The sequence below is a fragment of the Natronobeatus ordinarius genome (assembly GCF_024362485.1).
Classification (GTDB): Archaea; Halobacteriota; Halobacteria; order Halobacteriales; family Natrialbaceae; genus Natronobeatus; species Natronobeatus ordinarius.
On the sequence record NZ_CP101456.1, the window covers coordinates 2,062,510 to 2,073,722 of the forward strand.

8 protein-coding genes are annotated in these 11,213 nt (G+C 64.9%); 3 read left to right on the forward strand and 5 right to left on the reverse strand.

All coding sequences use genetic code 11. The features are described from left to right. Nucleotides 1–27 precede the first annotated feature (27 nt). Both NMQ09_RS10640 and NMQ09_RS10645 read left to right on the forward strand, forming a co-directional pair. Nucleotides 28–1,521 carry a DHH family phosphoesterase gene (locus NMQ09_RS10640; protein ID WP_255190558.1) on the forward strand — a complete coding sequence of 498 codons (1,494 nt, stop codon included), beginning with the start codon at nucleotides 28–30 and terminating at the stop codon, nucleotides 1,519–1,521. A 37-nt stretch (nucleotides 1,522–1,558) separates the two neighbouring features. Continuing rightward, nucleotides 1,559–2,368, forward strand: a complete 810-nt coding sequence (locus NMQ09_RS10645; protein WP_255190559.1) for a CBS domain-containing protein — start codon at nucleotides 1,559–1,561, stop codon at nucleotides 2,366–2,368. A gap of 54 nt (nucleotides 2,369–2,422) precedes the next feature. Here the strand turns inward: NMQ09_RS10645 and NMQ09_RS10650 are convergent, their stop codons facing one another. Both NMQ09_RS10650 and NMQ09_RS10655 read right to left on the reverse strand, forming a co-directional pair. Continuing rightward, the gene (locus tag NMQ09_RS10650; RefSeq protein WP_255190560.1) at nucleotides 2,423–3,340 is read right to left on the reverse strand and encodes a YncE family protein; all 918 of its coding nucleotides are present in this window, start codon (nucleotides 3,338–3,340) and stop codon (nucleotides 2,423–2,425) included. A gap of 287 nt (nucleotides 3,341–3,627) precedes the next feature. Further along, nucleotides 3,628–5,160: an aldehyde dehydrogenase family protein gene (locus NMQ09_RS10655; protein WP_255190561.1), complete on the reverse strand. Its 1,533-nt coding sequence runs from the start codon at nucleotides 5,158–5,160 to the stop codon at nucleotides 3,628–3,630. 92 nt (nucleotides 5,161–5,252) lie between these two features. Here NMQ09_RS10655 and NMQ09_RS10660 point away from each other — a divergent pair, with 92 nt between their 5' ends. Beyond that, entirely contained in the window at nucleotides 5,253–5,996 is a 744-nt protein-coding gene (locus NMQ09_RS10660; RefSeq protein ID WP_255190562.1) for a helix-turn-helix domain-containing protein, read from the forward strand. A gap of 805 nt (nucleotides 5,997–6,801) precedes the next feature. Here NMQ09_RS10660 and NMQ09_RS10665 read toward each other — a convergent pair. The 3 genes from NMQ09_RS10665 to NMQ09_RS10675 are packed head-to-tail and all read right to left on the reverse strand — an operon-like array spanning nucleotide 6,802 to nucleotide 11,135. Then, the gene (locus NMQ09_RS10665; protein ID WP_255190563.1) at nucleotides 6,802–7,779 is read right to left on the reverse strand and encodes an electron transfer flavoprotein subunit alpha/FixB family protein; all 978 of its coding nucleotides are present in this window, start codon (nucleotides 7,777–7,779) and stop codon (nucleotides 6,802–6,804) included. Beyond that, a complete protein-coding gene (locus tag NMQ09_RS10670; RefSeq protein WP_255190564.1) occupies nucleotides 7,776–8,549 on the reverse strand; it encodes an electron transfer flavoprotein subunit beta/FixA family protein in 774 nt (257 codons plus the stop codon). The genes NMQ09_RS10665 and NMQ09_RS10670 overlap by 4 nt, the downstream gene beginning before the upstream one ends. A 51-nt stretch (nucleotides 8,550–8,600) precedes the next feature. Continuing rightward, entirely contained in the window at nucleotides 8,601–11,135 is a 2,535-nt protein-coding gene (locus tag NMQ09_RS10675; RefSeq protein ID WP_255190565.1) for a GcvT family protein, read from the reverse strand. Nucleotides 11,136–11,213: the final 78 nt, after the last annotated feature.

Here is an 11,213-nt window from a genome sequence, read left to right on the forward strand (position 1 = left end):
TTACCGTTCTCGGTTGCAACCCGCGATATGGTCTCCCGGCTCGTTCTCGGCTGTGGGACTGTTGGACTCCGAATCGTCGAGCAGTTGACCGACCGAGACGGCGAGTTGCTGGTCATCGACGACGACGAAGACGTCGTCACGACCCTCCGTGAGGAGGGCGTTCGAGCCCGAGCCGGCGATCCGACCGATCCGTCCCTCCTCGAGTCCCTCGAGGAGCCGGCGGTCGTCTGCATCGCTGGCGACCGGACGGATCACAACCGGGCTGCCCTCGAGTTCGTGAGCGAGCGGTTCGAAGACGCCGTCCTCGTCGTTTACGGCGGCGGAAACGTGACCGAAGCGGATCGACGGGTAATGGCGTCGATCGCCGATCACGTCGTCGATCCCGGCGACGAGGTAGCTGCGGAACTGCTCGAGCGGACGGTGAGTGAGTCGAGCGAACGAGCACTGGCGTTGCGACGACAGCTCGCGACGATCGACGGACGGCTCGCGGTCGTCATGCACGACAACCCGGACCCCGACGCCATCGCGAGCGCCGTCGCCCTCTGTGACCTCGCCGCCGACGTCGGCGTCGACGCCGACCCCTGTTACTACGGGGAGATCTCACACCAGGAGAACCGGGCGATGGTGAACCTCCTCGAGTTCGACCTCCGGAACCTCGAGCCCGAGGACTCACTCGAGGGGTATGCGGGATTCGCGCTGGTCGATCACTCCCGGCCGGGTGTCAACGATGGATTACCCGAAGATCTCAGCGTGGACGTCGTCGTCGACCACCACCCGCCTCGCGGTCCCGTTCCGGCTACGTTCTGCGACCTCCGCGAGGACGCCGGCGCGACGAGTACGGTGCTCACCGAGTACCTCGACCGGGCCGGCGTCGGCTTCGACTGGCGGACGGCGACGGCACTGTTGTACGGCATCCGGATCGACACGAACGACTTCACGCGCGAGGTTTCCTCGAGTGACTTTCGCGCGGCGGCGACGCTCTCCCCACACGTCGACGAGGGCGTGCTCCAGCAAGTCGAGTCGCCGACGGTCGAAGGCGAGACGTTCGACACGATCGCCAGGGCGATCAAGAACCGGACGCGAGAGGGCTCGGTCGTCGTCGCGAGCGCGGGTCGGATCGCCGATCGCGACGCGCTTCCACAGGCGGCCGACCAGCTACTCACGATGGACGACGTCGACACGACGCTCGTGTTCGGATTCGTCGACGAGATGGTGTACGTCTCGGCGCGATCACGGGCGAGCGACGTCGACCTCGGGGAGACGCTTCGTGACGCGTACGACCAGATCGGCAGCGCCGGCGGACACGCCGACATGGCCGGTGCACAGCTCGAAATCGGTATCCTGGGGGAAGTGAACGACGCGGGTCAGGCGGATTCGATCAAGAGCGTCGTCGAGGAAGTGATCACGGACCGCTTTTTCGAGGCGATACGAACCCGGCCGGGTGTGGCCGTCGGTGCGTACGATCTGACGAGCGAGTGGCTGTTCGTCCCCACCGAGCGAGAGGAACGCAAATCCGCGTAGCCGAGACTTTTTGCGCACTGGCAGTGTATCTCCGTCCATGCACCACGCGTCGGACGACGGCAAGCCACGGGTAAAGGAGTACATGACGCGAGACGTGGCGACGGTGTCACCTGACGCGACCGTCCGCGAGGTAGCGACGCGAATCGCAGAGAGCAACGACCACAGCGGCTTTCCGGTGTGTGAGCGCCGTCGCGTCGAGGGGTTCATCAGCGCACAGGATCTCCTGTTGTCCGACGACGACGATCCGATCTTCAGGGTGATGGCGACGGATATTATCGTCGCCCACCCCGAGATGAAAGTCACCGACGCCGCCCGCGTCATCCTTCGCTCTGGGATCCGGAAGCTGCCCGTCGTCGACGACGCGGGCAACCTCGTCGGCATCATCTCAAACTCCGACGTCATCCGTAGCCAGATCGAACGGGCGACACCCGAGAAGGTCGTCAAACTCATGCAGACCTTAGAGAACATCCACAACGTCGAGTTCTCACAGGAGCGACGGACCGTCAACCTCTACGAACTCATCCCGACCCAGGGTCGAGTGTACGCCGACGAACTCGAGGGGCGCCGGTACGAACTCGAGCACGGCCTCGCCGAGCCGCTGGTCGTCATCGACAACGGTGGAACGCTGTTGTTGGCCGACGGCCACCATCGGACGCTCGCCGCCGACCGACTGGGAATCGACGAGATGGACGCCTACGTCGTCGTCGTCGACCGGCGGATCGACCTCGGAATGGCCCGGACGGCCGAGAAAGAGGGGCTCGAGTCGCTCGAGGACATCGAAATCGTCGACTACGCCCGCCACCCGCTGGTCGAGACGACCGAACGGTTGAAGTCCGATCAGGGGTGAATAGACCGGCGGGTGACGGGAGAGGGAGGCGATGAGCAGACCGATGAGGGCCGGTCACTCGGCGAGGTAGGCGATCCCGTCCGGGTGGAGTTCCGTCTCGAACCGGTCGACTTCCTCGAGTGCGTCCACGTCGATCACGGAGACGTCGTTCGTCTTGTTGTTGGCGACGAAGGCGCGGTCGCCGTCGGGATCGAAGACGGTGCCGCCCGGCCAGATGCCCACGGGGATCCGTGCGATCTCCCACGGCCGTCGTTCACCGTTTCGGACGAACTCGGTGTCGATCACGGAGACGTCGTTCGACTCGCGGTTCGGAACGAACGCGTACCGGCTATCGGGAGAGAGGACGGTCCGAATCGGCGTCTCACCCAGCATGGCCCGGTTCGTCTCCTCGAGCGTCTCCGGGTCGAGCACCGAGAGCATCCCGTCGTCCTGGTTGGCGACGAGCACCTCGCCGGTGTCGGGGTCGACGCCGATCCCTTCCGGGCTCTCACCGACCGGGGGATCGCCGACGATCCGGCGGTCGTTACAGTCGATCACCGTCACGTTGTCGCTCCCGATGTTGGCGACGTACGCCCGGGACTCGTCGGGCGAGAGCGCCACCATGTGAGACTTGTCCTGGTAGGTCGGGAAGACCTCGAGCAACTCGGTCGTCGGTACGTCGAAGACGAATACCTGGCTGCTATACGTCGAGACCAGCCAGAGTTCGTCCGCCGACTCGCGGACGGCGAGCCCATGCGGGAAGTCGAACAGCTCGTGTTCGAATCGCTCGACGACCTCGTGGCTCTCGTTGTCGATGACGTTCAGCGCCCCACCCAGCGAGCACGTGACGTACGTCAGGCTCCCGTCCGGAGAGATCGCCACCTCGTGGGGGTTGAAGTCCGTCTCCACGACGGCCACCGTGTCACCGGTGTTGGGGTCGAGGTACGAAACCGAGTCCGAATCCTTGTTGAGGACGACGAGACGGTCGCTCATGTCTCACTGGAGTTTCGACCGCCACTTAAACCGTGTGATGGACGGGCGTCGCTCCGTTCGAGCGATCACCGTCAAAACGGTACAACGATCCGTCTCATAACGATGGTTGTGGCCTTTTACCGGTTATCGCCCCACCGGGACGACGATCACCGATAAACAGTTACAACCGTCAGTGTCATACTGCCGGACAAAACGGTTCACACATCGATCGCACGCGACCGGCCGTCAGCGAATCCGACGGCCGGTCACAGCGCGATCGAGTGGGTACTGACTGTTGTCCAGTAGTATCAGTCGTCCTGGGTGGTGATGTCGGCGGAGAGGCCCTGGGCCATCTCGATCTCTTTGGAGTTGTTGAGCGTCCAGGCGGTGCGCTCGGTGACGGCTTCGATGGCTTCGCGGGCCGAGGGGTAGCCGTTGCCGGACTTTTTCACGCCGCCGAAGGGGAGCTGGACTTCTGCGCCGATGCAGGGGAGGTTGGCGTAGGCCAGCCCGATTTCGGCGTAGTCACGGAAGTAGTTGATCTGGCGATAGTCTTCGGAGATGATGGCGCCGGCGAGCCCGTAGGGAGTGTCGTTGTGGATCTCGACGGCCTCTTCGATGTCGCCCGAATATTTCAAGAGCGCGACGTGGGGGCCGAAACACTCCTCTTTCAGACACCGAAGCTCGGTGTCGTACTCGATCTCGTAGACGAACGGGCCGACCCAGTTGCCGTCTTCGTGACCCTCGGGGATTTCGGCCTCGTCGAGTTCGGCGCGGTCGACGAGCACCTCGGCGCCCTCTTTGACCGCTAACTCGTTGTGTTTGTGGATCTTCTCGACGTGGGCGGGCTCGATGGCGGGCCCCATGAAGGTGTTCTCCTCGAGTGGGTCGCCAACGGCGACCGAGTTGGCGGCTTCGACGTAGCGTTCCTTGAACTCGTCGTAGACCTCCTCGTGGACGATCAGGCGCTCGGAGGAGACACAGCGCTGGCCGGTCGTTTTGAACGAGGACATGACCGCCGAGTGGACGGCGATGTCGAGGTCGGCCTTCTCGGTGACGACGATCCCGTTCTTGCCGCCCATCTCACAGGCCGCGAGTTTGCCTGGCTCGCCGCCGACTTTGCCCGAAATCTCGTGGCCGACTTCCGCGCTGCCGGTGAAGAGCACGGTGTCGACGCGGTCGTCGTCGACGATGGCGGCGCCGGCGTCGCCGAAGCCCTGGACCATGTTGAAGACGCCCTCCGGAATTCCGGCGTCGTCCATCATCTCGGCGATGATCTGGGCGCACCACGGTGTCTGCTCGGCGGGTTTCCAGACGACGGTGTTGCCCTCGACCAGTGCGATCGCCATGTGCCAGAACGGGATCGCGACGGGGAAGTTCCACGGCGTGATGCAGCCGATGACGCCGCGGGGCTTCCGGCGCATGTAGGCGTCCTTGCTCGGAATCTCCGACGGCACGAGGTCGCCGTGAGGGTGGCGGGCGTTACCGGCGGCCCACTCGACCATGTGGTAAGCCTCGACGACGTCCGCCCGACCCTCGCTGATCTCTTTCCCGCACTCTTTGGTGACGATCTCGGCGAGTTCGTCCGTGCGCTCGCGCATCTCGTGGTAGATGTCCCACAGATATTCGGCGCGGTCGATGTAGCTGAGCGATCGCCACTCGTCGAACGCCTCCTCGGCCGCCTCGAGCGCGGCGTCGACGTCCGACTCGGTCCCCCGGTGGAACGTCGCCAGGCTCTCGCCGGTGGCGGGGTTGTGGCTCTCGAAGGTCTCCTCGCCGTCGCCGTCGGTCCACTCGCCAGCGACGTAGTGGCCGTAAGTCTCAGCGTTCTGTGTCGCCATGACGCCTAACTCTATCCCGCGGGGTTGAATAGGGCGAACCTCCCATGGGAGGGTAGCGACGGTGTCGCGGGGGTCACCGTCACACACCACCTATGAGTACTGATAGCTCAACCGTACGAGGAACGAGGCTCACGCTCGAGCTCTGGCATCCGGAGTGCTGGGCGATCGAGGCAACTGATCGACTGGGCGGCGGCATTTTAGCGCACGCGATCTACACCGCTCCGACGACCGAGGAACAGTCCGTCAACGGGCTGTTCACGGCCTACGGCGACACCACGAACGAAGTCGAAGCGCTCCTCGAGGCGATCGACGACTCGCCGCTGGCCGGCGACGTCCTCGAGCTACAGGAGCGGTTCGGCGGCGGAGAAACCGCCGTGCCGGGAAACGTCGCCCGCGAGTTCTTCCTCGAGTACGACCCGGGCGTGATGATCTGCCCGACGCTCCTCGAGCACGGCTTCGTCCACAGCTCTCCCGTCCGAATCGAGGACGGACGGGAAGTCTGGGAGGTCTGCTTCGCTGGCGGTCGCGAGGGAGTCGAGTCGGCACTCGAGGGCGTCAGCGAGGACGGCTGTGCCGAAGTGTCGGTCGAGCGAATCGCAACTCGGTCGTCCCGTGCACCTGGATACAAACGCCGGATGGATACCCTCACGGCCGCCCAGCGCGAGGCGTTCGAACTCGCCCGTCGGCGGGGTTACTACCAGTGGCCCCGCGGCGTCTCGACGCGCGAACTCGCGGCCGAATTCGGCGTTTCGAAGACGACCTTGCTCGATCACCTCCGGAAGGCCGAATCGAAGCTCCTCGATCCGGACGACGCCGGATCCGACGAGTTCTACTAAGCCACGTCCGATTCTTAACCTGGATGACTGTTGAGCCAATAGATTTGCAATATTATGTATCATCAAAAGTGATTGTCGTGAGCGAATGTGCCTCGAAGTCGATCGGTAGCACTGGAGTGAATCGCTCTGGGAACGATGCTGAGTCGGTACCAACGGACTCCGGTGGCGCGTCGGTGCCTGGTGTTGAAAGCTGACGGGGAGACACCGTAGACTGACTCGAGGAGGTGCCAAAGGGACGAATGCGTCCGGTTCGGTTTCGACCGTCGCGAACGTTCGGTAGTGTGGACCAGCAACCGGGACGATCGCGGGTTTCGACCGAAAACGACGACTGTGAGTCGGCACTGGTGCAACCGTGGGCCATCTTGCGGTTGCATCGAAACACAGCCGTCAGTCTGGAACGATTCGGCTGCGTGTTGCCTGTAGCAACCGTCTCGCTCTTTGAATGGTCCCGTCGCCAGCCTATCTCAAAATCAAATCATGATAGATAAGATTGCAGTATTTAAATATTAGATATCTCGAGATGTGCTGTCGATACGTCCGGGTTAGGCCGACTGACCAACAAAAATTGAGTCGTTAGAACCGCAGAAAGATTACAACCATATGGCTGTAATCTCTCGAGACGAGTTCGTCCATCCAATACTTATCTATCAACTGTAAATTCTGGGCGGTCCCCTCGGGTTCGATCGGGTTGATCCCCATTGCCGTCGTCGATCTGTTCGCCGACGGTAAGGGGAACCTACTCTTCTAGTCGTTCGAAAACGTTGGGTCGAAGACGGTCGTCGAACCTCGACTCTCAGGCGATCGACTACGTTGTGTCACGAAGTGCGTCGTTCAACGCCGGGACGACCTCGTGGAGGTCACCGATGACGGCGTAGTCGGCCTTCTGGATGATCGCGGCTTCGGGATCGGTGTTGATCGCGAGGAGGGTGTCGGCACCCTTACAGCCGACCATGTGCTGGACGGCGCCGCTGATCCCACAAGCGATGTAGATGTCCGGGCTGATCTTCGCGCCGGTCTGGCCGACCTGGTCGTCGTGTGGGCGCCAGCCCTCGTTGATCGCGGCCCGCGAGGCCCCGACGGTGCCGCCGAGGAAGTCGGCCAGTTCCTCGAGCGTGTCGTACTTCTCGGGTCCGCCGACGCCTCGACCACCGCCGACGACGACCCGCGCCTCGCCCAGCGGGATGCCCTCCTCGTCGGACGTCTCGACCCGGTCGACCCGAACCCGGAAGTGGACGTCCTCGAGCGACGGCGTGAACTCGTCGACCGACGGCTCGATCGTCGTCTCGGCTTCCTCGATCGGGAACTCGTGTGCGGCAGCGGTCACGAGCTTCGTGGTGGCCTCGAGTCGGGCGTGCTCGAGTAAGCTGCCGCCCCAGCGGTGGCGGGTCACGTCGTACGCCGCGGCGCCGTCGGCGACGTCGATCTCGACGCAGTTGGTCGCCATCGGCGCGTCGAGCGTTGCGCCGACGCGAGCCAGCACGTCGTGCCCGCGGTCCGTCCCGGGAGCGACGACGGCGCTCGCGTCCAGCTTCGAGCCGAGCTGAGCGACACTTTCGGCCCACGCCTCGGGTGCGTAGCCCTCGAGTCGATCGTGGCGCACGCAGTGGAGCTCTTCGACGCCGTAGGGGCCGAGTTCCTCCGCCAGGCCGGCCGCCTCGTCGCCGAAAGCGACCACCTCGAGCGCAGTTTCGTGGGCGTCCGCCAGGTCGCGCGCCATCGTGAGCGCCTCGAGGGAGGGCTCCGCCGGCACGCCGCTCTCGTGTTCGACGAGCGTGAGAGTCATATCACCTCCACCTCCTCTTCGAGGACCTCGATCACGTGCGGGACGGCCTCGGCTCCCTCGCCGAGGATCTCAGCGTCGTCGTCGTCTCGCTCGGGTGCCTCGAGGCGGAGCTTCTCGAGAGAGCCCGCCCCCGTCTCACCCTCGGGTTCGCGGCGGTCGACCGCCGTGCGACGCGCCTGCATCTTCGCACGCATCGAGGCGTAGCGGGGTTCGTTGATCCCCTCTTTGACCGTGACGATCGCCGGAAGGTCGACCTCGTACACCTCCTCGCCGCCGCCGATCTCGCGTTTCGCGATCGCCGTGCCGTCCTCGACCTCGAGGTTTTTGATCCCGGTCACGCAGGGAAGCCCCAGTTCGGTCGCAACGCGGATGCCGACCTGGTAGTTGGCTGCGTCGGCCGACTCGTTGCCAAACAGCAGGAGGTCGAACTCGACGCCGTCGTCGGCCAGGGCGTTCACGGCAGTCGCGATGGCGCTCGCGGTCGCACGTGGGGACCACTCCTCGCCGTCGGTCTCGAGCAGCGTCGCCTCGTCGGCCTGCATGGCCAGCCCCGTCCGGAGCTGTTCGGTCGCCTCGTCGGGACCGAGCGTGAGGACGTGCGCGGCGCCGCCGTGGGCCTCGACCTGCTGGATGGCCTCCTCGATGGCACACTCCTCGTGGGGGCTCATGGTGAACCCGAGGTTGCTCGCGTCGATTCGCTGTTCGTCGTCGGTCAGGACGATCTGTGCACCGGTGTTGGGTACCCGTTTGATACAGGCCAATACGTTCATGCTGACGTGTGTGGATGTGGCCGTTTTCGGCCTCGAAGGTGGTTCGCGATCCTAGCTGCGGATCCGGTCGTTCTCCGGGTCGAACAGCGGTCTGCTGCCGGCGACCTCGACGGTCACCGGGTACTGTTCACCCATGTACTCGACCTGCAGGCTGGTACCCTCGTCGGCGTACGCCGGAGGAAGGTAGGCCATCAGCAGGTGTTTGCCGACGCTCGGGCCGGTGCCGGCGCTCGTGACGTAGGCCTCCCGGCCGTGGTCGTCGACGATGACTTCGCCGTCTTCGTCGAGGACGGGCTCGTTCCCGAGCATGAACCGACGCTCGCCCGACTCGGAGGTGTGGTCGTCCACCGAGAGGGTACACAGCGTGGCCGCGTTCTCCTCGTCGATGGCCTCGGCGTACGCCTCCTTCCCGATGAAGTCTGACGTCTTGACGCCGTGGAACGTCAACCCGGCCTCGGCGGGATTGTACTCGAGCTCGAGTTCGTGGCCGAACAGCCGGTAGCCTTTCTCCATCCGGCCCGTCGTCCCGTAGACGCCCATGCCGACGGGGCGGATATCGTACTCTGCGCCGGCCTCGGCGATGGTGTCCCAGAGACGCCCGCCTTTCGCGGCCGGGGCGTAGATCTCCCAGCCGAGTTCGCCGACGTAGGAGAGGCGCATCGCCCAGGCGTCGACCTCGCCGACGGTGAGTTTCTGGGCGGTGTACGGCGGGAAGGCCTCGTGGGAGACGTCTTCCTCGGTCACCGAGTCGACGACTGCCCGGGCGTCGGGCCCCCAGACCCCGAGGGTACAGAGCGACTCCGAGCGGTCGATCATCGTGACGTCGGCGTCCTCGGGGATGTGCCCGCCGAACCAGGCGCGATCCGCCCCGGCCGCGGCGCCGCCGGTGATGACCCGGTACTGTTCGGGCCCGAGCCGGGCGATCGTCAGGTCCGAGACGAAGCCGCCGTTCTCGGCGAGGATCGGCGTGTAGACGGTCTTGCCGACGTCGACGTCGACCCGGCCGACCGCCATCCGTTCGAGGTAGTCCACGACGTCCGAGCCGACGAAGTCGAACTTCCCGAAGCCCATGTCGCCGACCATGGCGACGTGGTCGCGCATGTGGAGGTGCTCGCCGAGGATGATCGGCGACCACCACCGTGCGTCCCACTCGTTGCCCCGGAGCAGTCCCTCGAGTTCCTCGTTGTACGTCCGGACGAGGTCTTCGTTGGACCAGTACCACTGCGGTCGCTCCCAGCCCGCGGCCTCGAAGAAGCGGGCGTCGAGTTCCTGCTGGCGATCGTAGAACGGGCTCGTCCGCAACGGCCGGGAGCTCTGCCACTGCTCGGCCGGGTGGACGATGCCGTAGATCTTCTGGAAGCCCTCGTGGGCGCGGTTTTTCACGAACGCTCGCGAGTTTCCGTACTCGTAGAAGCGGTTGACGTCCGAGCCGTGGAGGTCGATCTCCGACCAGCCGCGGGTCATCCACTGGGCGACGGCCTCGCCGATCGCCGGCGCCTCCTTGATCCAGACGGCGGCGCACGACCACAGGCCGTCGACGTCCTGGAGCGGGCCTAAAAGCGGCATGCCGTCGGGAGTCACCGACAGCAGGCCGTCGATCTCGTGGCGGACGCCCGCCTGGGGGTCGTCGAGCAATTCGGGCACGATCTCTAAGGCGTCTTCCATCGACTGCTCGAACGCGTCGTCGGTCAGCGGCGGCTGAGTCGGCGACAGCGGCGACTCCTCGATCGACGGCACGTCGTCGACGTCCCAGAGGATCGGTCGATGCTGGTAGGAGCCGACCTCGAGATCGTTGCCGTGCTGGCGCTCGTACATCTGGGTGTCCATATCGCGCACGACGGGGAAGGAAATCTCACCCTCGTACTCCTCGAAAAAGGAGATCGGCCCGACGCTCACCATCTGGTGGACTGCAGGCGTCAGCGGGATCTCGACGCCGGCCATCTCGGCGATTTTCGGGCTCCACAGCCCCGCGGCGATGACGACCTCGTCGGCCTCGACGGTGCCGCGATCGGTCTCGACCGCCTGGATCGCCCCGCCCTCGACGTGTACGTCGAGTACCACGGTGTTCGGCGAGACGGTCAGACCGCCGTCGGTCGCGTGGTCCGCTCGAGCCCGCATCACTTCGCCGGCCCGCAGCGGGTCACAGGTGCCGGCGCCCTCGCTGTAGAAGCCGCCCTTGATGACGTCCGTGTTGACGTACGGCACCAGCTCTTCGATCTCTTCGACGTCGAGGAGTCGGCCCTTCTCGCCCCAGGCTTTCGCCGACTGGACGCGTCGCTCGAGTTCGGCCATCCGTTCGTCGGTGCGGGCCACCTCGATCCCGCCGCTGTTGACGAACGTGTCCATGTCCTCGTACTGCTCGATGCTCCGCCGGGTGAGGTGGGTCATCTCCTTTGCGTGCTCGACGGGCATGAGGAAGTTCGAGGCGTGGCCCGTCGAGCCACCCGGGTCCGGCAGCGGCCCCTTGTCCAGCAGCAGGATGTCCGCTCGTCCTTCCTCTGCGAGGTGGTACGCGAGGCTGTTCCCGACGATTCCAGCCCCGATAATGACGGTCTCCGCGGACGACGGGAAGTCACTGGAGCTCATCGACGACCCCCGCCGTTGGCCGTCGACGGCTGTCCGATACCAGGTGTCCGATCTGTGAGTCTCGGGACTCGGTTCTCA

What these genes read in the sequence shown, in the direction of transcription:
- NMQ09_RS10640 (WP_255190558.1), top strand. Translation starts at nt 28, where the DNA reads ATGGTCTCCCGGCTCGTTCTCGGCTGTGGGACTGTTGGACTCCGAATC.
- NMQ09_RS10645 (WP_255190559.1), top strand. Translation starts at nt 1,559, where the DNA reads ATGCACCACGCGTCGGACGACGGCAAGCCACGGGTAAAGGAGTACATG.
- NMQ09_RS10650 (WP_255190560.1), bottom strand. Translation starts at nt 3,340, where the DNA reads ATGAGCGACCGTCTCGTCGTCCTCAACAAGGATTCGGACTCGGTTTCG.
- NMQ09_RS10655 (WP_255190561.1), bottom strand. Translation starts at nt 5,160, where the DNA reads ATGGCGACACAGAACGCTGAGACTTACGGCCACTACGTCGCTGGCGAG.
- NMQ09_RS10660 (WP_255190562.1), top strand. Translation starts at nt 5,253, where the DNA reads ATGAGTACTGATAGCTCAACCGTACGAGGAACGAGGCTCACGCTCGAG.
- NMQ09_RS10665 (WP_255190563.1), bottom strand. Translation starts at nt 7,779, where the DNA reads ATGACTCTCACGCTCGTCGAACACGAGAGCGGCGTGCCGGCGGAGCCC.
- NMQ09_RS10670 (WP_255190564.1), bottom strand. Translation starts at nt 8,549, where the DNA reads ATGAACGTATTGGCCTGTATCAAACGGGTACCCAACACCGGTGCACAG.
- NMQ09_RS10675 (WP_255190565.1), bottom strand. Translation starts at nt 11,135, where the DNA reads ATGAGCTCCAGTGACTTCCCGTCGTCCGCGGAGACCGTCATTATCGGG.